Here is a 22,316-nt window from a genome sequence, read left to right as displayed (position 1 = left end):
GCCTATGGCCTCTAGGCCCTAGAACCTTCTCTAATTAAGGAGCTCTCATGCGATTCGAACAACTGGATGTTTGGAAACGAGCTTGCCGCCTTTCATGTGATGTCTACAAGGAACTTAAGAATTGCAGAGATTATGGGCTCAGAGATCAGATGACCAGAGCGGCAGTTTCTATTCCCTCAAATATTGCTGAGGGGGAAGAGCGTGAATCAACTGCTGAATCTGCAAGATTTCTTTATTTTGCAAAAGGCTCATCAGGGGAGCTGATAACTCAGATATATATTGCGATTGAAATTGGCGTAATAGACAAACAAAACGGAATGACTCTTATCAAAGAGGCTAAAGAAATTTCAGCAATGATTGCTTCTTTGATAAAAATACGAAAAGGCAGTGTCCGAGAAGAGTCCGCAGATTATAAAAGTACGTAGAAACTAGGGCTGCCTACGCCCTCTAGGACGATTCCCTGTAGAACCTAGCACCTTCTTTAAATATCTTTAAGCTTTCCTAGGGCCTAGCACCTAGGGCCTAGAACCTAAAAAATGAATACACAAATTACTCAAAATCCAAACACATACCAATCCGATGCCAGATTCCCTCAAGTGCAAGACGACGAAATCGATCTTCGCGAACTGTTTTCTGTCATCTGGCGCGGCAAATGGATCATTTTGGCGATTACCGCTGTATTTACCATAGGTGCTGTCATATTTGCCATAAAGCAACCTAATATCTATAAATCCGAAGCACTGCTTGCTCCCGCATCAGAGGAGCAAGGTGGTGGTTTAAGCGCTTTAGCATCTCAATTTGGCGGTTTAGCTAGCCTTGCGGGCGTGAATCTGGGTAGCAAAGGCGGTACAGATAAAACAGAATTGGCAATTGAGGTATTAAAGTCTCGCCAATTTACCAGCGAGTTTATTCAAAAGCACAATATCCTTACCGATTTAATGGCGGCAGAAAAATGGGATAGAGATGCAGATAAACTTATCTATGATCCTGAGCTATATAACGAGCAAACCAATACTTGGGTGCGCGAAGTGAAAGCGCCATTTAAACCTGAGCCATCAATGCAAGAGGCCTATAAAGTCTTTAGCAAAATGATTGTTGTCAATAAAGCCAAAGATACTGGAATGGTGACTTTATCGGTTGAGCATTTATCCCCGACAGTCGCGCAGCAATGGGTGACTTGGTTAATTCAAGATATTAATAAAGTAATGAAGGAGCGTGATGTCGCTGAAGCGCACCGCAGTACTGAGTTTTTAAATAAGCAAATCGCTTTAACCAATGTTGCCGATATTAAAACAGTACTTTATAAACTCATTGAAGAACAGGCAAAAACCATTATGTTTGCCGAAGTGCGTGATGAATACGTATTTAAAACCATTGACCCCGCATTAGCGCCTGAAGAAAAAGCCAAACCAAAACGTGCATTAATATGTGTACTAGGCACGATACTTGGTGGCATGTTGGGTATGATGTTGGTATTGGTAAGACATTTTATAAGAAAATAACCTAGAATCCAGAATTTAGAAATTGTGCGGAAGCGCACTATTATCCTTCTTACTTAAATAAGCGAATAATTTTAATTTTTTCGAGGTCTTTTTTGTGAAAATCCTTGTAACTGGTGGTGCAGGTTTTATTGGTTCTGCAGTCGTTCGTCATATCATCAGCAACACTCACGATAGCGTAATTAACCTTGATAAACTGACCTATGCAGGCAATTTAGAATCCTTGGTGAGCGTGGCGGCAAGCGAGCGTTACGCATTTGAGCAAGTAGATATTTGTGACCGAGTTGAATTAGATAGAGTATTTGCTAAGCATCAACCCGATGCCGTTATGCATTTGGCGGCAGAATCCCATGTTGATCGCTCAATTACCGGCCCTGCAGATTTTATTCAAACTAATATTGTTGGCACTTACACGCTGCTCGAAGCTGCTCGCCATTACTGGATGCAACTTGATGCTGAGCGTAAAGCTGTATTCCGTTTCCATCATATTTCCACCGATGAAGTATATGGCGATTTACTGCATCCAGATGAAGTGGCGGCAGACTCTGAACTGCTTTTATTCACCGAAAGCACACCTTATGCGCCTAGCAGCCCTTATTCAGCCTCTAAAGCGTCGAGCGATCACCTAGTACGTGCATGGTCACGTACCTATGGTTTACCTACGATTGTAACCAACTGCTCCAATAACTATGGTCCTTATCATTTCCCTGAAAAGTTGATTCCATTGGTCATCTTAAATGCGCTCGAAGGTAAGCCATTACCTATTTATGGTAAGGGCGATCAGATCCGTGATTGGCTATATGTCGAAGACCATGCTCGCGCACTCTATAAAGTAGTTACTGAGGGCAAAATTGGAGAAACCTACAATATTGGTGGTCATAACGAAAAGCGGAACTTAGAAGTAGTACAAACTATTTGCAGCATCTTAGATTCATTAGTGCCCCAAAACACACCTTATTCTGAGCAAATTACCTATGTCGCTGATAGACCAGGCCATGATCGCCGTTATGCCATTGATGCAAGCAAAATGAATGCAGAGCTTGATTGGCAGCCACAAGAGACTTTTGAAACGGGTCTACGCAAAACCGTCGAGTGGTATTTAGCTAACCAAGAATGGTGTAAGCATGTTCAAGATGGTACTTATCAGCGTGAGCGTTTAGGCATTTAATCCTTTTAACAATTTTGTTTTAATACCCTTATTTTTCTTTAAATCTAGGGCCTATTTATCTTGGAGCTTATTTTTTAATGAAAGGAATTATTCTCGCTGGTGGCTCTGGCACTCGTTTATATCCCATTACTAAAGGCGTATCTAAGCAATTATTGCCTGTCTACGATAAGCCAATGATTTACTATCCTATTTCTGTGCTTATGCTGGCAGGTATCCGAGATATTCTAATTATTACTACACCAGAGGATCAATCTTCATTTCAGCGCCTACTTGGTGACGGTAGTGAATTTGGTATCAGTTTGCAATATGCAGTTCAAGCAACACCTGATGGCCTAGCGCAAGCCTTTATCATTGGTGAAGAGTTTATTGGCAATGATAATGTGTGTTTAGCGCTTGGTGATAATATCTTTTGGGGACAAGGTTTTTCACCAATACTTAAAAAAGCCGCCGCGAGACCAACTGGTGCATCTGTATTTGGTTATCAAGTTAAAGATCCTGAGCGTTTTGGAGTCGTGGAATTCGATCAAGATCTAAAAGCTATTTCGATTGAAGAAAAACCCCAAAAACCTAAATCTAATTTTGCGGTTACAGGACTGTATTTTTACGATAACCGAGTTGTTAATATCGCTAAAAATGTCAAACCCTCAGAACGCGGTGAGTTAGAAATCACCAGTATTAATCAAGCCTATCTTGAAATGGGTGAGTTAAATGTTGAGCTGCTAGGTCGTGGTTTTGCTTGGTTAGATACTGGTACCTATGAGAGTTTATTAGAAGCTGCATCATTTGTTGAAACTATAGAAAAACGTCAAGGCTATAAGATCGCCTGTTTAGAGGAAATTGCATGGCGAAATAAATGGCTAAGTAATGAGCAAATACTTAAAGTTGCAAATGAAATGTCCAAAAATAGCTATGGACATTATTTATCTACACTTTTTAAATCCACTGTGCGTTAAATGTTATATCTAGTAAATTAAGTAAATGGAGAGTAAAAATGAGTAATGAAACAAAGTTAATGGAAATAATTGCTGAAATTTTAGAGGTTGATATTGGGGAGTTAACTTTTAATACAGAACTTAATGAAGATTTATGGGACTCACTGGCTGTAGTAACATTTATCTCAGAAGTTGACTCTAATTTTGAAAAAATTATATCTCCAGCGGAAGTTAGTGCGGCAAAAACCGTTGCAGATTTATTGAGTTTGGTAAAGTAAAATTTGAGGGTTTCTTATGTTAGCCATAAAAAATATTTCGATTAAAGGAATATCATGTACCGTACCAAGTCGAAAGGTAAAAAATATAGATTTATCTAATGTCTACGGCAATAAAGAAACCCTCAAGCTTGTATCAAGCATTGGTGTTGAAACTCGTCATGTTGTTGACTCTATGACAACAGCATCTGATCTGTGCCTATCGTCTGCATTTAAGTTAATTCATTCACTTAATTGGAGTCCAAAAGATATAGGTGCTTTGATATTTGTATCTCAAACCTCTGATTATCAATTGCCTGCCACGGCTTGTGTATTGCAAAATAAATTAGGTCTTTCTTCAAGTGCACTAGCATTCGATATTAATCTTGGTTGTTCTGGATATATCTATGGGTTGCAAGTTGCAGCTAGTCTTGTTAATTCTGGCATAAATAAAATACTTCTATTAGTTGGAGATACTATAAGCAAAATAGTAAAGCCAGGTGATAGAAGTACTGAATTATTGTTTGGTGATGCGGGGAGCGCAACTGCGCTTCAATATGAAGAGTCAAACGATGTAATTTATTTTGAATTAGGTAGTGATGGTGCTGGCTGGGAAAGTATAGTTTCGCGCGAGCAAATAAAATCTGATGCTATACGTGGTGCTAATAATGCATATCTTGAGATGAATGGGGGAGAAGTTTTTACTTTTACATTGAAGACTGTTCCATCATTAGTTAATAATTTTTTGAAAGATTTAAATGTTGAGGCTAAAGATATAGATCTTTGTGTTTATCATCAAGCAAATCATTTTATGCTTAAACATTTATCGAAAAAATCTAATTTCAATCATGACCAAGTCCCGATTAGTATTGATGAATTTGGTAATACGAGTTGTGCATCTATTCCTTTGACACTGTGTGCTCGAGAACGAGATAACTACAAAAAAACATTACTTGTTGGTTTCGGTGTTGGTTTGTCATGGGGAGTCGTTATGTGTGATCTAAGTAGAACATTGTTGTTGCCTGTTGAGGTTATGCCCTATGGTGAATAATTTACTTCTAAATAAAATTATCTTAGTAACTGGAGCATCTTCAGGAATCGGTCGTGAAGTTTCTAAGTATTTTAGTTCTCAAGGTGCAAAATTAGTTATTTCTGGAAGAAGCAAAGAAAGATTAACTCAAACATTGAATTTATTATCAGGAGATGGGCATTATGCAATCCCTGCTGATCTATGTTCTGAAAACGAAATAAAAAATTTCATGGATCAAGTTTTCGAAGTTGCCGGACCATTAGATGGTTTAGTGCATTGTGCTGGTATCATGAAAACATTGCCGCTACAAGCTTTAAAAGAAATTGATTTTGATGACTGCTTCAATATAAATGTTAAAAGCGCTCAATTCCTCGTTAAAAACTTTAGAAGACGTGGTAAATTTAATCCATTGAATTCTAGTGTTGTTTTTTTAAGTTCAGTCGCAGCTAGTTGTGGTGAGCCGGCAAATACGACTTATGCTGCAAGTAAAGCTGCATTGGAGGGATTATCAAAATCTTTAGCAATGGAGTTAGCTAAATCAAATATTAGAGTAAATTGTTTGGCGCCTGGTTTAGTTGAGACAGAAATGATGATGGATTTTTCTAAGCAATTAACAGAGGCTCAATTAAATAAGGTTGTTAATAAACATCCTCTAGGTCTTGGGAAGCCTGAAGATGTAGCTTATTCAGCAGCCTTTTTAAGTAGTGACTTATCAAAATGGATAACTGGCACAACTTTATTTGTGGATGGTGGTTATAGTGCACAATGAAAAAAAAAGTATAAAAGCATATATTCTGGGGGTTTCTTCATATTTACCAAAAAATGTACTCAGTAATGAACAGTTGTCGAGCGATTTTCCCGAATGGAGTGTCGACAAGATATATGAGAAAACAGGCATACGTACTCGATATATCGCTTCTACAGATGAAACTTGTTCGAGTATGGCTATAAACGCGGCAAAAAATCTTTTTAAAAAATATAATCTAAATGCGACCCAAGTTGATTATGTACTTCTGTGTACTCAAAGTCCTGACTATGTGTTACCTACTACGGCTTGTATTGTACAAAATGAACTTGGTATACCAACTACAGCTGGAGCATTAGATTTTAATTTAGGTTGTTCAGGTTATGTCTATGGCTTGAGCATGGCTAAAGCATTGATTGAGTCGAAACAAGCTAAAAATGTATTGCTCTTAACGTCGGAATTATATTCACGCTATATAAACGTTAATGATAAAAGTGTGAGAACCTTATTTGGTGATGCTGCCACAGCCACCTTAATTCAAGGTAAATTAGCTGATAGAGATTTTATTCATAGCGTAAAATTTGGTACAGATGGAAAAGGTGCCATTAATCTTATTGTACCTCATGGCGGTTCAAAATATCCTATATCAAGTCAATCGTTTATTGAGAGTGTAGATTCAAGTGGGAATAAACGCTCGTTATGTAATTTATATATGAATGGAGCTGAGATACTAACCTTTACATTAAAGACTGTACCTAAAGCGATTCTAGAAATTTTAAATGAAACTAACCTGAATCAAGCACAAGTTGATAAAGTTATTTTTCACCAAGCAAATAAATTTATGCTCGACAAACTCAGACAGAAAACGGGGTTTAGTGCAGAACAGTTTTTAGTTTCGTATGAGGAGTATGGTAATACTGTATCTTCAACAATACCATTAGGTATAGAACGTGCTCTTTATAAAAGCGAACTTAATGCTAATGAAAAGCTACTTATTTGTGGCTTTGGTGTAGGCTATTCTTGGGCTGGGTGTATTGTTGAATGGTGCTAATGGGTGATTTATGTTAATCGAGGGTTTTGGTATAAAGTTACATCCATTATCAAATCAATACTTGGATATTTTGAGATGTTGGCGGAATAGCGATTTTGTTCAAGCTTTTATGCAACAAAAAGTTTCCATAACTCTTGAAATGCAAATTGAATGGTTTTCTACTCTTGACAAAGAAAAAAATCATTATTTTATCATTGAATATGAAAACATTTTAGTAGGTTGCTGTAATATAAAAAATATTGATGACTTAGGAGTTGGTGAGGGAGGTGTTTTTTTATGTGCCGAAGAGTTTCTAAATGGTATGGTTGCCTCGAAAGCAGTTTTTTTAATGTATGACTGGGCTTTTAAAAATAATATAATATCCTCAGCAAAATCAGAAATCCTCTTAGAGAATAAGCGCGCGATTAGATTTAATAAAATGTTAGGTTTTTCAATAGAGATTAAAGAATCTATAGTTCAAGGTTTTTTAAATAAAGAATCATTTTATAATCAATATCACCGATTTTACAAAATACTCAATCAACAAGAATAGCATATGATAAACTTTAATAAACCATATTTAAATGGCAAAGAGCTAGTATATATCTCACAAGCTGTTACATCTGGCAAAATTTCTGGTGATGGACATTTTACCAAGAAATGTCATAATTTTTTTGAGCAGCGCTATGGATTCAAAAAGGCTTTATTAACTACATCTTGTACTGATGCTCTTGAAATGGCAGCGATTTTGCTCGATATTCAGCCTGGAGATGAGGTAATTGCGCCGTCATATACTTTTGTCTCAACAGTAAATGCTTTTGCGTTACGTGGTGCTAAGATCGTTTTTGCAGATAGTTACCCAGATCATCCTAATATTGACCCAATCGAAATTTCTAAACTTATTACACCGAAAACTAGAGCTATAGTTGTTGTTCATTATGCTGGGGTCGCATGTGACATGGATGCAATTATGGATATTGCAAACCAGCATAATATTCCAGTAGTTGAAGATGCTGCACAAGCAATTGATAGTTATTACAAAGGAAAACCGCTTGGTAGTATTGGTACTTTTGGTACTTTCTCGTTTCATGAAACTAAAAATATTATTGCTGGTGAAGGCGGTTTGTTGGCCATAAATGATGAACGATATATCCATCGTGCAGAAATCATTCGTGAAAAGGGCACTAATCGTTCTTCTTTCTTCCGTGGTGAGGTAGCAAAGTATGGTTGGGTAGACATTGGTTCTTCATTTTTGCCATCAGATATTATTGCTGCTTATCTTTATGCTCAGCTCGAAAATCTAGATCAGATTCAAGCTAGACGTAAAGCAATTTGGAATCGCTATTATGATAAATTGAGTGTTTCAGTCGCTAATACTGGGGTAGCGTTACCAATAGTTGCCGACTACTCAACGAACAACGCGCACATGTTTTACTTAGTATGTAATAGCCTTGAACAGCGCACTGGATTAATTCAATACTTGAAAGATAATGGGGTACATGCTGTATTCCATTATTTATCACTAAATAAAAGTGAGTATTATCTAGATAAAAATATTTTGAGAGACTTGTCTAACTCTGATCTTTTCACTGATAGTTTAGTGCGGTTGCCGTTGTACTATGAGTTGACTGATGAGCAGGTAGATTATATTTGTGATTTGGTGAATTCATTTTTTATTGCAAAGTAGCTTAATTTTACTACTTAATACTTTTAATTGTATTTTGAATTTTAAATTGTAATTTTCTTGTTTGGTTCAATAACAATTATTGAACTTTTAATAAATTTATGGTGATTTAATTGTTTAAGGCCAGCGTAATATCAGCTATTGGTGCTTTAGCAAAGCTAATAGCTGGCTTTGTTTTGATTAAACTAATTGCACTTATTTTAGGACCTGATGGATTAGGGCTCATGGGACAGTTCATGTCTCTGTCTAATATTATGATTCTTCTCGCTGGAGGAGGGATCTCTACTGGTATCATAAAATATGTTGCAGAGTATTTGAAGGAACAAAAGACTCTTTCAGTTTTTATCGGTTCAGTTAGTTTATATGCTATTATTTCCTCGATAATATTGCTTTTTATTGGCTTGTGTTTTGCTCCGCAGATTGGTTTTTTCTTATTTTCTACAAATGAGTTTGATTGGTTAGTAAGGTTACTTTTTATTCTTCAATTCGGTATAGCTCTGAATAATATTTTACTGTCATGGGTGAGCGGCCACAAAGATATTATTGGTACAAATATTATTAATGTATCTGGTACTTTTTTTAGTTTGCTTCTATTAGTGCCTTTAAGTTATTTTTTTGATACCAAAGGGTTATTAGCTGGTCTTGCAATTGTGCCTGCTGCTCCTGTTATTGTCTCGTTGATATATGTTTACAAAAAGTACCCTCATGTTTTTTTGTGGTTAAAACCTACGTTTAATAATAACCATTTTTTTAAATTAAGTCGCTTCTCTTTGATGCTTATTACCACTGTCATTTGTATGCCTTTGGTGCAGATGCTTTTAAGGAATGACTTGGTAGAAGTTTCTAATTGGGATGTTGCAGGTTATTGGCAGGCTGCAATTCGTTTGTCTGATGCTTATTTGCTCTTCATTAATATGGTCTTGGCTAATTACTACATGCCGCGATTATCAGAAATTGGTAAAGGACGTGAGCAAATAATAACGGTATGGCGTTCAATGTTGATAATGCTGCCTATTGTCATTGTCTTAACTTCTTCAATCTGGTTGTTAAGAGATTTTTTAGTACCATTATTATTTTCTAATAAATTTATCCCAGCCTATGAATTTATTTATTATCAGCTAATTGGCGATATATTCAAAATGACTACTTACGTTATTGGTTATCTTGTAATTGCAAATGCTATGACTAAACTAAGTATTGCTGGTGATTTAAGTCAGGCTGTTTTATTTTATTTTATAGCTCAGTATTTCATTTCGAAAAATGGAGCGATTGGTGTTGCAGAAGGGTATGCAATAACTTACGCTTTATATTTTTCATTAATCTTATTAATTTTTAGTTGCTACTCATTAAATGAGTTAAGAAAAAGTCGTTGAAAAAGATTTTATTTATTAACCTCTATTTTGAAATTGGGGGAGTAGAAACACTGCTGTTAAGAGTAATACGAGAGTTGAATCGGCAGGGTTTTAAATCAACAGTATTATTATTGAGGAAGAAATATGATGATAGTTTATTTAGTCAGCTCAAAGAAATCGCAGATGTAGTTTTTTTATCTGACGTATGTTTGTATTCTCCTGAAAAATTTAGGGCGGCTGTTGGTCGAGATTTTGGTCATATATTTGTCACCATTAATGATGCATTATTATTAGGAGCTATCTTACAGCGTTGGGTCTATCCTAACGCTCACCTTGTTGCTGGTGTATATCAAACAGAAGTGTTTTGTGCGCCTGTCACTTGGCGTTATTTACATCGAAAAGTCATTAATGATCTTTTTTGCTACTGTGTACCAGATAAAAATAAAATTATTGCCAATGAAGCTGGCCGAAATTATCACCAGAATAAATTAAATTACGATTTATCTGAGGCGAAAATTGTTCCTTTGATTGTCGATGTCGAACAGTATTTGCCTGTTGAACGTAATCATGTTCGGCGTGAGAAAGTTGTATCTGTCGGTCGTTTAGTCGATTTTAAAACTTATAATATCACTTTCTTCAATGTTTTACTTGAGCTTAATGCTCAGGGGCTTTTTTTGGAATGGCATGTGTATGGGGATGGGCCTTTAGAAGAAAGTATGCGCGACTTGATAGATCAACATCAATTACATAAACAGGTTTTTTTGCACGGCATACTTGATTATAAAAATTTTAAATCAGTAGTGAGTGATGCCTTTGTGTTTATAGGGTCTGGCACTGCAATTATTGAAGCTGCGGCTTGTGGTGTGCCAGTAATTCCGGCAATTGAATATGCGGATCAAGCGATTAGTTATGGTTTTTTTCATGAAATCGATGGGATTAGTTTTTTTGAACCCGATATGCCCTACACTACAGAGTCTATTTTAGTAATGTTAAACACGCTTGCTGGTTTAAATCAACAGCAATATGACTTTATAGCCAATCAATGTTTTAAAAAAGCTCAGTTATTTTCAGCTAAGAATGTCATTAATTTGTACGTGTCAGCACTTGATGATACTCAGTTGGCAACTGAGTTTTTTAATTTTAGGGGATTATTCTCATTTTGTATAAGATTTTTGGCTTCACAAGTATTTAGGAAGGTAAATTAGTGATTAATTTTAATATGCCTATTCCAAGTAACTATTATGGTGCTGAAAAAATAATTATATTTTTTTATTTTTTTGTAAACTTAGTTACCTTGATTGTTATGAATCAAACTGGGTTTTATGTTGGAGATCCTATAGGTAACTATTTTGATGTTGCGTTTAGTGTACAGTTTTTTTTCTGTCTAAGTCTTTTATTTTATTTTTTATTTTTTTTATATGCCTATAAGTTGATAATTAAAGGTAATAAAGTTTCGTCGAGAATGTATAGGTATCTCGAGTTAATGTTTTTTGTTGGAACATTGGTAGGTTGGATTGGCTTCTTACTTTTTGATTATGGTAAGGCAGAGCATCAGAGTAGTTTATCATTTGGTTTTATTTTTAGGATTTTACCTTATGATGTTTTTTTTGGCTTGTATCTTGCCTGCTTCAAAAAGTTGAATTTTCGTTCTGTTTTTCTCCTTTTATTTTATATTGTATTGAAATTGTCGATGGGTTGGAGTGGTTTTTTTGTTCCATTATTTTGGATTTTATTTATTAGATTGTTTAATGCTAAAAACAGAACTATACCCTTTACTGTTTTTGTAACTTTTTCTGTGATGTTTTTATTTTTACTAGCACCATATATTTATGCTATTAAATTCTATGTTAGATATGGTGTCGATTATGACTTTAACTATTTGATAGTGCTAAGTAAACTTGTTTCTAGATTATCTGTTTTGCCAAATGCAATATATGTTTATGAAAACCATGAGCAATTTTTATTATTGGCATCAAATTATTTCAGTGAGGGATTCTTTTTTATCGAGTCATTATTTGCAATTTTACCACGCTCTTTATTAGGTTTAGGTAGTGAAAATTTAGAGACTTTATATATTTATTTAGTTACAGGAGAGTTTAATCCTGGTGTTATTTTTTATCTTGGTTTTTTAGGGAAGCTATCTCTTTTTTATTATTGGGGGCCATTTAGCTTTCTGTGTTTTTTAGTCTACTCAATATGGCTCTTAGTTTTTATTTTTATTATTTTGTCTATTATAGCGTCCAACTATAGTAGACCTATTTCTTTTTATGTAGTAATTCAGTTTCTAATAAGTGGCTCTATGGAAGAGCTTGCTTATACTTTGTATGGTTTGATTTTTTTATTATTTATTACAATGGTTAAGGTAGGTGGACGTGCTGATAGGTGTTGATGCTTCTGCATTGGTTAAAAATAGAACGGGTGTCGGTAATTATATCTATGCCATTTTGATTGAGTTGGTAAAGCAAACTCAACATGAGTTTTATCTTTATTCAAATCAGGCTATTTTTTTTCCTGCCTTAAAAAACGTACATGTTAAGGTTTCTGTTCCTTATAGGAAGGGGCCCTTATGGCAAAATACACAACTACGTTCAATGTTGATTAAGGATGGAGTAGATGTATTTTGGGGGGGGAATGGCTATCTACCCATAGGCTTACCAAAATATATGGGTAAAGTGTTAACAATACACGATTTGGTTTATCGTCAAGCTGGCTCGACAATGCCATGGGTCAGTCGCTGGTCGCGCCGATTTTTTCAGCCCCTATCAGTTCGTTTGGCTGATAAAATTGTTGCGGTTAGCCAAGCGACAGCTTCTGAAATGGTTCAATTTTATCAACGCTCACCTGACAAAGTTATTCATCCCCAAATTGATCCTGTGTATCGACTTGTTCCGATGGCTGAGCAAGTTTCTGTTAGCAAGAAGTACAATTTAAATCGGCAATTTTTGTTGGTTTTAGGTACGTTGGAACCAAGGAAAAATTTAGTAAACTTAGTGACTGCTTGGTTGCAATTGCATGAAGAAGGTTTTGATTTACCTCTTTTAGCTATTGCAGGTGGTAAAGGTTGGTTGGATGGTGCATTACCTAAGCTTGTTTCGATTGGGGAGTCTCTGGGGATAATTAAAAAACTCGGATTTGTTGCACAGGAGGATATGAGAGGGCTTTATAGTTGTGCGAGCACATTTATTTTACCTTCTTTATATGAAGGTTTTGGTATGCCAGTGTTAGAGGCTCAACTTTGTGGTACGCCAGTGATGATTTCTGATATACCTTCATTAAGAGAGGCTAGTGGGGGAGTCGCTTGTTTTTTTGAGCCTTCTATCGAGGGCATTAAACACGCTGTGCGTGCTTATTTATCTAACTCGCTACCATTATCGTGTCGTTTGCCAAGTACTGTCAGTAATGATCCTCATATAGCTTCTATTTCGATGTTAGATCTATTTAGCGAATCTTTTGAAAGGTCATGATGAAAAAATTATTAATACTAACGCCCAGATTTCCCTATCCTGTTATTGGTGGTGATCGACTTAGAATTTATCAATTATGTAAAGCCTTATCAAATCACTATGAGTTAACCTTACTAAGTCTTTGTGAATCAAAATTTGAAATGGAGATGGAACTGCCAGACAATGTATTTTCTCATGTGCATCGGGTTTATTTTCCAAAATGGAAATCTTACTTAAGAACCTTGCTTGCTATCCCAACGCGAACTCCTTTACAAGTTGCATATTATCGTTGTTCTGCTTTTGATAAGGAATTAAAAAGGCTATTGTCTCAACATGATGCGACAGTTTCTCATCTAATCCGTGTTGGGGATTATCTGATAAATAAATCAGGAATACATGTGTTGGAAATGACAGATGCTATATCTTTGAATTACCAGCGTGTGAAGTCTGTATCAGGAACCAGTAGTTTAAAATCTATAATTTATAGTTTAGAACAAAGTAGATTGGAGCATTATGAGCGTAATGTATTATCGCATTTCGATTTTGCTTCTTTAGTATCATCAGTTGATCGTGATTTCTTGTTTCCTGATGTTATACAACATGATAAAGTGCTAGTTTGCTCTAATGGTGTTGATACTGATGAGCTAAAATATACTTATCGTCCAATTGATAGAGCTAAACCAGTTGAAATTATCTTTATTGGTAATATGAGCTCTTTGCAAAATATGGATGCAGCATTGTGGTTTTCAAAAAATGTTATGCCTATTTTAGCTGAGAAAGGGCAGTTTATTTTTAAGGTCATTGGTCGAATATCCGAAGATAACAAGGCGAAGTTATTGTGTTATCCTAATGTCGTTGTTACTGGTAGTGTTGATAATGTTTCTTTAAGTGCTGCTTCTGGCCACATCGCTGTATGTCCAATGAGACTTGGCGCAGGAATACAAAATAAAGTACTTGAGTACATGTCGTTTGGATTGCCTTGTATAACATCTACTATTGGTTTTGAGGGTATAGGTGCAGTAAATAAACAACATTTATTAATCGCTGATACTGTTAAAGATTATGTCGATATTATTGAATCTATTATTTTAAATCCTGAAAGCACTAGATTAATGACCGAGAATGCACGTGTTTTTGTGCAACAAAATTTTTCTTGGGATAGCCGGTTAGCACCATTTATAGTTAAATTGGAACAATTATTAAGTAGGAAGTGACATGTTATTACCCATTATTATGGCCGGTGGTTCCGGCACTCGTTTATGGCCTCTATCTCGTGGCAATTTTCCTAAACAGTTTTTATCGCTTTCTGGTAATGCGACTATGCTGCAAAACACTATTAGCCGCTTAGCGGGTATAGAGCATGAGCCAGTGATGTTGATTTGTAACGAGGAACATCGTTTTATCGCAGCAGAACAAGTAAGGCAGTTAGGCGTTAAACATAACGGTATTTTTTTAGAGCCAGTTGGTCGCAATACTGCGCCAGCTATTGCTTTAGCGGCCTTTAAAGCTGTTGAGTTTGGTCATGATCCTTTGCTGTTGGTCTTAGCAGCTGATCATGTCATCGAGAATGTTCAAGCTTTTCAGCAATCAATCAATAGCGCTACTGAGTTAGCGCAGGCTGGCAAGTTAGTCACCTTTGGTATTGTCGGCAATAAGCCCGAAACCGGTTACGGTTACATTAAGCGTGGTGAAGCCTGTCAACATGGTTATATTGTTGATAGTTTTGTTGAAAAACCTAATTTAGTCACTGCGAAAGAGTATATTGCGAGTGGCGATTATTACTGGAATAGCGGCATGTTTTTATTTAAAGCGAGTCGTTATCTTGCGGAATTAAAAGTCTATCGCCCCGATATTTATTCAGCTTGCGAGCTTGCTATGCAAGTTCAAAATAATGACATCGATTTTATTCGCATTGATAAAGCTGCATTTGAGGCGTGTCCAGACGATTCTATCGATTATGCTGTGATGGAGCATACAAATGACGCTGTAGTCGTGCCAATGGACGCTGGTTGGAGCGATGTTGGCGGTTTTGCTGCTTTGTGGGAAGTTTCGGCTAAAGACGATGATGGCAACGTGTTTAATGGCGATGTTAAATCTGTTGATACCAAAAACACCTTAGTCTTTGGTGGTAATAAGCTGGTCACAACAGTCGGTGTTGAGGACTTAGTGATTGTAAATACTAAGGATGCTGTGTTGGTTGCCCATAAAGATCAATCTCAGCATGTGAAATCGATTGTGGGGCAACTGAAATCTGAACAACGTTCAGAGGTGACTTTCCATCGTGAAGTTTATCGCCCTTGGGGTAAGTATGACTCTATCGATAATGGCGACCGTTTTCAGGTTAAGCGTATTACCGTTAAACCGGGCGCTAAGTTATCGGTACAAATGCACCATCACCGTGCCGAGCATTGGATTGTGGTTTCTGGCACTGCGAAGGTGACTAACGGTGATAAAGATATTCTGTTAACCGAAAATCAGTCAACTTATATACCTGTTGGCGTAATTCATGCACTTGAAAACCCAGGAAAAGTTGATCTAGAGCTTATTGAAGTTCAATCCGGTTCGTACCTTGGTGAAGATGATATTGTTCGTTTTGAAGATAGATATGGACGAGTTGAAGGGAAGTAGTTTATGCCAAGTACTAGTTCAGTTTTATCGGAAAGTGGTGTTGCCTTTGGAACAAGCGGTGCAAGAGGGTTAGTTACTCAGTTTACGCCGCAGGTTTGCATGGCTTTCACGCAAGCCTTTGTTGGCGTGATGCGGCAGAATTTTGTATTTAATGCTGTTGCTATAGCGATAGACAATCGCCCGAGTAGTTATGCAATGGCACAGGCTTGTGCTAGCTCGTTGATTGAACTTGGTTTAAAGCCAATTTACTTCGGCGTTGTGCCTACGCCAGCATTAGCATATACAGCAATGCAGCAAAGCATCCCTTCAATTATGGTTACTGGAAGCCATATTCCATTTGATCGTAATGGCCTTAAGTTTTATCGCCCAGATGGCGAAATCACAAAGGCTGATGAGTTGGCTATTCTCGCTGTTGACGCTGGATTGGTTGATGCTCAGATTTGCGATTTACCCAAAGTTTCTGATGTTGCGGCAACGTCTTATATCTCTCGTTATCTCGATTTATTTAGCCCTACTTTATTAGCAGGTAAACGTATCGGGATTTATGAGCATTCTAGTGCTGGGCGCGACCTTTATGCCAAGTTATTTCAAAAGCTAGGTGCAGAGGTTGTGAGTCTTGGGCGTAGCGATCAATTTGTGCCGATAGATACTGAAGCGGTAAGTTTGCATGATATTGAAATGGCACAAAATTGGCAGAAAGAGTACAGACTCGATGCTGTTTTTTCTACGGATGGTGATGGCGATCGACCATTGTTATCTGATGAAACTGGTACTTACCTTCGTGGGGATATTTTATGTTTACTTGCTGCTCAGTTTTTAGGGATCGAGGCGCTTGCTATTCCTGTGAGTTGTAATTCTGCGGTTGAAGCTTGTGGTTCTTTTAAGCAAGTTTTTCGCACTAAAATTGGCTCTCCTTATGTGATAGAAGCTTTTGCTAGATTACTGACTCAATTCTCTCGTGTAGCCGGTTTCGAAGCAAATGGTGGTTTTTTGCTAGGGTCTGATATTGATGTAAATGGTGTGAACTTGAGTGCACTACCTACTCGTGATGCACTGCTTCCGGCCCTTGCTGTTTTAGCAATGGCTCGTAATTGTCCTATCTCACAATTAGTTGCTCAACTGCCTAGTATTTTTACAGCAAGTGACCGAATACAAAATTTCGAAAGGACGCGAAGCCTTGCGCTGATTGAGCAGGGGATTGCATCACCTAAATCCTTTTTAGCAAAGTTATCTCTTGGTCAGTTTGAGGTGTTATCAGTTGACACTACTGACGGATTAAGAATGACACTGTCAAATGGCGATGTTATACATTTACGTCCTTCAGGTAATGCGCCTGAATTACGTTGTTATGCAGAGTCAAAGTCAGTTGAAGCAGCCCTGTCACTTGTTGAATTAGTTTTGGCGGCTCTTATTGAAAGCAATTAGTCATTATATTGGTTATAGCTGAGTTTGGTTTGGCTGATTAATGTAAGATAATTGGGATTTGTTAGGCAGCCCTTGGACAGTTTCATAACTGTCCATTTTTATTTAGTTATCTGTTAATTTAGTGGTTTTATGTCAGCAAGCATCGCAGTTTTATTTGTTTTTTTCTTTTCTTTTATCTGTTTGTTTGTATTTCGTAAGGTTGCTCAACGTACTGGCTTAGTTGATAAACCTAATGAACGTAAGCATCACACTGGACAAATTCCCTTAGTAGGTGGGATTTCGGTTTTTGTGACTATGCTGCTTGCCTTACTGTGGTTACCTGAATTGTTGACTTTGCCATATTTGTATATGGGGTGTGCGTTGGCGCTGGTGATAGTGGGGGCCATTGATGACCGCTATGACATCAGTTTTAAGCTGCGTTTGGTGATACAAGCCTTGGTGTCAATTGCAATGATAGTGCAGGGTGGACGTAGTTTACATAATCTTGGGTATTTGATGGGGAGCGAGGCGTTACAAATACCTGAATTTGCTAGCTATGTGTTAACCGTGGTGGCGGTTATTGGTGCTATTAATGCGTTTAATATGGTCGATGGAATTGATGGCTTATTGGGCGGCTTAGCATCCGTCACCTTTGGCGGCTTGGGTTTGCTGTTTTATTGGCATGGTATGGCTAACTTTGCCTTGTTTTGTGCCCTGTTAGTCACCGCCATGTTGCCTTATATCATGCTCAATTTAGGTTTCCCGTTTGGGCGGCGTTTTAAGGTGTTTATGGGCGATGCTGGGAGTATTTTTATCGGTTTTACCGTAATTTGGTTGTTAATTGTGGCTAGCCAAGGTGAGCGAGCAACTGCTATCCGCCCTGTGACTGCGCTATGGTTGATTGCATTACCGCTGATGGATATGGCGTGCATTATGATCCGTCGAATTCGTAAGGGCCAATCGCCTTTTAAGCCGGATCGAGAGCATTTACACCATATCTGTCAACGTATAGGTTTGTCACCTTTTCAATCCTTATTGACTATTTGTACAGGGGCAATCTTGATGGCGGGAGTTGGCATTTGGTCTGAGCTGGCTAAAGTTGATGAATATATTATGTTTTTTGCATTTTTATTGAGTTTTGCAGCGTATTTTACTGTATTGAGTAATATTTGGCGTATTACAGCTTTTCTAAATCGTCATGTTAAGTTTATGCGTTCAGTTTAGACTTTTCGGGCGGTTAAAAAATGTTGATTTACTGCTTATCTAGTAAATCGCCTCCTGCTATACTCCATTGTCATATTTTTGAAATAGACTTTTTTTAAAGTCGTTTGGCATCAGTTGCTAGTAAAGGAAGAGAGTGATGGAATACCTCATACCGCTTTTGAGTGTTTTTTGTTTAACTTGTGTTGCAATTAAAGTCTTAAATCCTATCGCTCAACGTGTTGGTTTAGTCGATTTACCCAATGAGCGAAAGCTGCATGAAGGTGCTATCCCTTTGATTGGTGGGGTATCTATCTATTGCAGTGTATTACTGGTATCCAGTATTGTTATTCCGCAAAGTCAAACCTTAAACTTATATCTGATTTCTGCTGCGTTAATCCTCTTCCTTGGTGTGTTAGACGATAAATATGATTTGTCAGTACGCATTCGAATGGGGGCACAGGTTATCACTGCCTCTATTTTAATTTTTGGTGCAGGATTATACCTCACTACATTTGGCCATATATTGTACTTTTTTGAGTTTAAACTAGGCTATGCTGGCATTTTTGTTACAACCATTGCGGTGATTGGTGCGATTAATGCCTTTAATATGGTGGATGGCATTGATGGTCTAGCGGGGATGCTAAGCTTGGTGACGTTTTCATCGTTAGCTTTTTTATTCTACTGGGCTGGTAATAGTTGGTTTTTACTGCCGTTGTTGTTTATTGGGGCAATCATTGGATACTTATTATTCAATTTACGCTGGCCTTTTCCTTCCTTAGATAAGATTTTTATGGGGGATGCGGGCAGCATGCTAATTGGTTTAACGGTAGTTTGGTTACTAGTTTTGGGTACACAAGCTGATAGTAATCATTTACACCAAGGGCAAGTGTTTTCCCCTGTTACTGCGTTGTATATCATCGCTATCCCATTAATGGATATGGCGGCAATTATGTACAGAAGGGTTAAAAAAGGCATGTCGCCTTTTAAACCAGATCGTGACCATTTGCACCATATTTTTGAGCGTGCGGGTTATAACCGTAAGCAAACCTTGATTAGAATTTCCATAGCCTCGTTTTTGCTTGCCATCATTGGTGTGGGTGCTGAGATGGTAAAAGTTCCTGAATGGATAATGTTTACCGCTTTTTTGGCTATATTTGTCAGCTATAACTGGGCTTTATCGAACGTATGGCAAATTTTGACTTGGATACGTAAGGACTAGCTTTTAGCTAATTGATTTAATTCTATTTTTAAATGCCAATTCAACTGAATTGGCATTTTGGTTTTTAAGACTTTTTAAGGATGCAGTATGTCTAGGAAGTATTTTGGTACCGATGGTGTACGTGGCAAGGTGGGTACATTCCCTATAACGCCTGATTTTGCGATGAAGTTAGGTTGGGCGGCTGGCACTGTGCTGGCGTCCACTGGCACTAAAGAAGTGTTGATTGGTAAAGATACCCGTATTAGTGGCTATATGCTGGAGTCGGCAATGGAGGCGGGATTTTCGGCGGCGGGTGTGAATGTGGCGTTGATTGGACCTATGCCAACACCTGCGGTGGCGTATTTGGCGTCGACGTTTCGCGCCGATGCCGGGGTGGTGATCAGTGCCTCACACAATCCTTATGATGACAATGGGATTAAGTTTTTTTCAAACTCTGGCACTAAATTAAATGATGCGCAGGAGCTTGAAATTGAAACCTTATTAGAACAGGCGCTGCAGCATAATGCGATGCAGTGTGTGGCCTCTGAAAAATTGGGTAAGGTTCGCCGTATTGATGATGCCGCAGGCCGTTATATTGAGTTTTGTAAGGGCACTTTTCCGAATCATTTAAGTTTGACGGGGTTGAAGATTGTCGTCGATAGCGCCCATGGCGCCGCCTACCATATCGCGCCGAATGTGTACCGTGAGTTAGGGGCTGAGGTGATTAGCATTAATGACAAACCGAATGGGATGAATATTAATGACCATTGCGGTGCAACACATTTAGATAGTTTGCAAACCGCCGTGATGATGCATGAGGCCGATTTAGGTATTGCACTCGATGGCGATGCGGATAGGGTGATGTTTGTTGACCATAATGGCCATGTGGTTGATGGTGATGAAATTTTATTTATTCTGGCACAAGCCGCGTTCCAAAAAGGTGAAATGGTCGGCGGTGTGGTTGGAACTTTAATGTCGAACCTTGGTTTAGAACTGGCGCTTAAGCAAATGGACATTCCCTTTGTACGTGCAAAGGTGGGCGATCGTTATGTGGTTGAGCAGCTTAATGAAACGGGTTGGCAACTGGGCGGCGAAGGTTCTGGGCATATTTTGAGTTTAAAGCACGCTTCAACGGGTGATGGTATTGTGGCGTCTCTACAGGTACTTAAAGCCATTTTAGAGTCAGGCAAACGTTTAGCCGACATTAAAGCGGGCATGACCAAGCTGCCGCAAGTACTTATTAATGTGCGTTTATCATCAGGCAGTGCCGACAGCATTTTGGCTAAAGACAGTGTTAAACAAGCTGTGCTAACCGCTGAAGAAGTATTAGGAAATCAAGGTCGTGTATTGCTACGAAAATCAGGAACAGAGCCTTTAATCCGGGTGATGGTGGAGTCAACGGATATTAGCTTGACTCAACAACAAGCTGAATATATCGCTCAGGCTGTTAAAGCTGCATAGGCGATAATTTAAAACGCTAGGGGCTACAAAAAGAGTAGATCTAGACTCTATAGCACCTAGCACCTAGCACCTAGCACCTAGCACCTAGCACCTAAAAGCGAATCGCTCTAGCCTGTTTACTTTTCTGATATACTCCATTTTTGTTGTTTTCTAAGTAATGTGGTCTGGAAGAAATAATGCGAATTTTGGTTACAGGTGGTTCTGGGTTTATCGGTTCGGCTTTGGTGCGTCTGCTTATTCAAGCGACAAACTGTCATGTGCTCAATATTGATAAATTAACCTATGCTAGTCACCCCGATGCCTTAATTGATATTAGCGATGATCCACGCTACCAATTTGTGAAGGCTGATATCTGTGATGGTGCGAGATTAGATATCCTATTCGAGCAATTTAAGCCCAACATAGTGATGCATCTTGCCGCTGAAACCCATGTTGATCGTTCTATTGAAGGCCCTGCAGTATTTATCCAAAACAATATTTTGGGGACTTTCACTCTGTTAGAGGCGGCTCGTCGCTATTGGACACAACTGGATAGTTCGCAAAAAGTACAGTTTCGCTTCCATCATGTTTCAACCGATGAGGTTTTTGGCTCGCTCGCAGATACTGGATTGTTTAGCGAAACTTCAGCTTATGACCCAAGCTCTCCTTATTCAGCGAGCAAAGCTTCGGCGGATCACTTAGTTCGTGCTTGGCATCGAACCTATGGTTTACCGATAGTGATCACTAACTGCTCGAATAACTATGGTCCGTTTCAATACCCTGAGAAGCTGATCCCGTTGATGGTTAATCATGCCTTACAAGGCAAATCGTTGCCTATTTATGGGAATGGCCAACAAGTGCGTGATTGGTTGTATGTGGATGACCATGTAAAAGCGCTCTATTTAGTGGCTACTCGAGGTCAGCTTGGACAAACCTACAATATTGGTGGTGGCTGTGAGCGAACTAATCTCGCTGTAGTTCAGCAAATTTGCTTATTACTTGAGGAGTTAGTACCTACTCATCCGCAATCACTTGCGATGAAAGGAGAAGGTTTTGCAGCTTTGATTGAGCATGTTGTTGATCGCCCGGGACACGATATTCGTTATGCGATTGATGCAAGTAAAATTCAACATGAATTGGGCTGGCAACCGCTAGAGTCGTTTGAATCAGGTCTTAGAAGGGCGGTAGAGTGGATGATTTCACAGCAAGCGAAATAGCTTTCAGCCATGGCAAATACTGGGAAAATCACTTGCTTGTGATTTCACTTTACAGTGATTCCTTAATCTCCAACATATTGAATCTACTG

Annotated in this window: 21 protein-coding genes; all 21 read left to right on the top strand. The window is 38.1% G+C overall.

Annotated features, from left to right (window positions below):
* Positions 1-47 precede the first annotated feature (47 nt).
* The 21 genes from CF168_RS14005 to rfbB (CF168_RS13905) all read left to right on the top strand — a co-directional run bounded on the left by CF168_RS14005 (position 48) and on the right by rfbB (CF168_RS13905) (position 22,227).
* Entirely contained in the window at positions 48-425 is a 378-nt protein-coding gene (locus CF168_RS14005; protein WP_086904803.1) for a four helix bundle protein, read from the top strand.
* Between the two features lie 111 nt (positions 426-536).
* Complete coding sequence (locus CF168_RS14000) at positions 537-1,502, top strand: Wzz/FepE/Etk N-terminal domain-containing protein (protein ID WP_089068177.1); 966 nt, start codon at positions 537-539, stop codon at positions 1,500-1,502.
* Positions 1,503-1,596: 94 nt separating this feature from the next.
* Positions 1,597-2,667 (top strand): dTDP-glucose 4,6-dehydratase, encoded by a 1,071-nt coding sequence (gene rfbB / locus CF168_RS13995; protein ID WP_089068176.1) that lies wholly within the window; start codon positions 1,597-1,599, stop codon positions 2,665-2,667.
* A gap of 77 nt (positions 2,668-2,744) precedes the next feature.
* The gene (gene rfbA, locus CF168_RS13990; protein WP_089068175.1) at positions 2,745-3,620 is read left to right on the top strand and encodes a glucose-1-phosphate thymidylyltransferase RfbA; all 876 of its coding nucleotides are present in this window, start codon (positions 2,745-2,747) and stop codon (positions 3,618-3,620) included.
* A 38-nt stretch (positions 3,621-3,658) separates the two neighbouring features.
* Positions 3,659-3,877, top strand: coding sequence for an acyl carrier protein (locus tag CF168_RS13985; RefSeq protein ID WP_089068174.1), 219 nt, complete (start codon positions 3,659-3,661; stop codon positions 3,875-3,877).
* Positions 3,878-3,893: 16 nt separating this feature from the next.
* Positions 3,894-4,904, top strand: coding sequence for a 3-oxoacyl-ACP synthase III family protein (locus CF168_RS13980; protein ID WP_089068173.1), 1,011 nt, complete (start codon positions 3,894-3,896; stop codon positions 4,902-4,904).
* A complete protein-coding gene (locus CF168_RS13975) occupies positions 4,894-5,652 on the top strand; it encodes an SDR family NAD(P)-dependent oxidoreductase (RefSeq protein ID WP_089068172.1) in 759 nt (252 codons plus the stop codon). Before CF168_RS13980 ends, CF168_RS13975 begins: the two co-directional genes overlap by 11 nt.
* A complete protein-coding gene (locus CF168_RS13970) occupies positions 5,642-6,679 on the top strand; it encodes a 3-oxoacyl-ACP synthase III family protein (RefSeq protein ID WP_240520030.1) in 1,038 nt (345 codons plus the stop codon). The genes CF168_RS13975 and CF168_RS13970 overlap by 11 nt, the downstream gene beginning before the upstream one ends.
* 10 nt (positions 6,680-6,689) lie before the next feature.
* On the top strand, positions 6,690-7,211 hold the full coding sequence (locus CF168_RS13965) for a GNAT family N-acetyltransferase (RefSeq protein WP_089068170.1): 522 nt from the start codon (positions 6,690-6,692) through the stop codon (positions 7,209-7,211).
* A gap of 3 nt (positions 7,212-7,214) precedes the next feature.
* Positions 7,215-8,345, top strand: coding sequence for a dTDP-4-amino-4,6-dideoxygalactose transaminase (rffA, locus tag CF168_RS13960; RefSeq protein ID WP_089068169.1), 1,131 nt, complete (start codon positions 7,215-7,217; stop codon positions 8,343-8,345).
* A 110-nt stretch (positions 8,346-8,455) separates the two neighbouring features.
* On the top strand, positions 8,456-9,715 hold the full coding sequence (locus tag CF168_RS13955) for an O-antigen translocase (RefSeq protein WP_089068168.1): 1,260 nt from the start codon (positions 8,456-8,458) through the stop codon (positions 9,713-9,715).
* Positions 9,712-10,899, top strand: coding sequence for a glycosyltransferase (locus CF168_RS13950; protein ID WP_089068167.1), 1,188 nt, complete (start codon positions 9,712-9,714; stop codon positions 10,897-10,899). The genes CF168_RS13955 and CF168_RS13950 overlap by 4 nt, the downstream gene beginning before the upstream one ends.
* A complete protein-coding gene (wzy, locus tag CF168_RS13945) occupies positions 10,899-12,083 on the top strand; it encodes an oligosaccharide repeat unit polymerase (RefSeq protein WP_089068166.1) in 1,185 nt (394 codons plus the stop codon). The genes CF168_RS13950 and wzy overlap by 1 nt, the downstream gene beginning before the upstream one ends.
* Positions 12,067-13,158 (top strand): glycosyltransferase family 4 protein, encoded by a 1,092-nt coding sequence (locus CF168_RS13940; protein ID WP_089068165.1) that lies wholly within the window; start codon positions 12,067-12,069, stop codon positions 13,156-13,158. Before wzy ends, CF168_RS13940 begins: the two co-directional genes overlap by 17 nt.
* On the top strand, positions 13,155-14,351 hold the full coding sequence (locus CF168_RS13935) for a glycosyltransferase family 4 protein (RefSeq protein WP_240520029.1): 1,197 nt from the start codon (positions 13,155-13,157) through the stop codon (positions 14,349-14,351). The genes CF168_RS13940 and CF168_RS13935 overlap by 4 nt, the downstream gene beginning before the upstream one ends.
* 1 nt (position 14,352) lies before the next feature.
* Positions 14,353-15,765, top strand: a complete 1,413-nt coding sequence (locus tag CF168_RS13930) for a mannose-1-phosphate guanylyltransferase/mannose-6-phosphate isomerase (RefSeq protein WP_089068164.1) — start codon at positions 14,353-14,355, stop codon at positions 15,763-15,765.
* A gap of 3 nt (positions 15,766-15,768) precedes the next feature.
* Positions 15,769-17,190 carry a phosphomannomutase gene (locus CF168_RS13925; RefSeq protein ID WP_089068163.1) on the top strand — a complete coding sequence of 474 codons (1,422 nt, stop codon included), beginning with the start codon at positions 15,769-15,771 and terminating at the stop codon, positions 17,188-17,190.
* A gap of 129 nt (positions 17,191-17,319) precedes the next feature.
* The gene (gene wecA, locus CF168_RS13920) at positions 17,320-18,393 is read left to right on the top strand and encodes a UDP-N-acetylglucosamine--undecaprenyl-phosphate N-acetylglucosaminephosphotransferase (protein WP_089068162.1); all 1,074 of its coding nucleotides are present in this window, start codon (positions 17,320-17,322) and stop codon (positions 18,391-18,393) included.
* Between the two features lie 136 nt (positions 18,394-18,529).
* Entirely contained in the window at positions 18,530-19,591 is a 1,062-nt protein-coding gene (gene wecA, locus CF168_RS13915) for a UDP-N-acetylglucosamine--undecaprenyl-phosphate N-acetylglucosaminephosphotransferase (protein WP_089068161.1), read from the top strand.
* 87 nt (positions 19,592-19,678) lie between these two features.
* A complete protein-coding gene (gene glmM, locus CF168_RS13910; RefSeq protein ID WP_089068160.1) occupies positions 19,679-21,031 on the top strand; it encodes a phosphoglucosamine mutase in 1,353 nt (450 codons plus the stop codon).
* Positions 21,032-21,207: 176 nt separating this feature from the next.
* The gene (gene rfbB, locus CF168_RS13905; protein ID WP_089068159.1) at positions 21,208-22,227 is read left to right on the top strand and encodes a dTDP-glucose 4,6-dehydratase; all 1,020 of its coding nucleotides are present in this window, start codon (positions 21,208-21,210) and stop codon (positions 22,225-22,227) included.
* The last annotated feature ends 89 nt before the right edge of the window (positions 22,228-22,316 follow it).

This window comes from Shewanella bicestrii (genome assembly GCF_002216875.1).
In the GTDB taxonomy this organism is placed as follows: Bacteria; Pseudomonadota; Gammaproteobacteria; order Enterobacterales; family Shewanellaceae; genus Shewanella; species Shewanella seohaensis.
Note: the sequence above shows the minus strand (reverse complement) of the source record. Positions and strands in the feature narration are given on the sequence as shown.

What these genes read in the sequence shown, in the direction of transcription:
- CF168_RS13980 (WP_089068173.1), top strand. Translation starts at nt 3,894, where the DNA reads ATGTTAGCCATAAAAAATATTTCGATTAAAGGAATATCATGTACCGTA.
- CF168_RS13925 (WP_089068163.1), top strand. Translation starts at nt 15,769, where the DNA reads ATGCCAAGTACTAGTTCAGTTTTATCGGAAAGTGGTGTTGCCTTTGGA.
- CF168_RS13935 (WP_240520029.1), top strand. Translation starts at nt 13,155, where the DNA reads ATGATGAAAAAATTATTAATACTAACGCCCAGATTTCCCTATCCTGTT.
- rfbA (WP_089068175.1), top strand. Translation starts at nt 2,745, where the DNA reads ATGAAAGGAATTATTCTCGCTGGTGGCTCTGGCACTCGTTTATATCCC.
- rfbB (WP_089068159.1), top strand. Translation starts at nt 21,208, where the DNA reads ATGCGAATTTTGGTTACAGGTGGTTCTGGGTTTATCGGTTCGGCTTTG.
- CF168_RS13985 (WP_089068174.1), top strand. Translation starts at nt 3,659, where the DNA reads ATGAGTAATGAAACAAAGTTAATGGAAATAATTGCTGAAATTTTAGAG.
- wecA (WP_089068161.1), top strand. Translation starts at nt 18,530, where the DNA reads ATGGAATACCTCATACCGCTTTTGAGTGTTTTTTGTTTAACTTGTGTT.
- CF168_RS13930 (WP_089068164.1), top strand. Translation starts at nt 14,353, where the DNA reads ATGTTATTACCCATTATTATGGCCGGTGGTTCCGGCACTCGTTTATGG.
- rffA (WP_089068169.1), top strand. Translation starts at nt 7,215, where the DNA reads ATGATAAACTTTAATAAACCATATTTAAATGGCAAAGAGCTAGTATAT.
- CF168_RS13965 (WP_089068170.1), top strand. Translation starts at nt 6,690, where the DNA reads ATGTTAATCGAGGGTTTTGGTATAAAGTTACATCCATTATCAAATCAA.
- glmM (WP_089068160.1), top strand. Translation starts at nt 19,679, where the DNA reads ATGTCTAGGAAGTATTTTGGTACCGATGGTGTACGTGGCAAGGTGGGT.
- CF168_RS13975 (WP_089068172.1), top strand. Translation starts at nt 4,894, where the DNA reads ATGGTGAATAATTTACTTCTAAATAAAATTATCTTAGTAACTGGAGCA.
- CF168_RS14000 (WP_089068177.1), top strand. Translation starts at nt 537, where the DNA reads ATGAATACACAAATTACTCAAAATCCAAACACATACCAATCCGATGCC.
- wecA (WP_089068162.1), top strand. Translation starts at nt 17,320, where the DNA reads ATGTCAGCAAGCATCGCAGTTTTATTTGTTTTTTTCTTTTCTTTTATC.
- CF168_RS14005 (WP_086904803.1), top strand. Translation starts at nt 48, where the DNA reads ATGCGATTCGAACAACTGGATGTTTGGAAACGAGCTTGCCGCCTTTCA.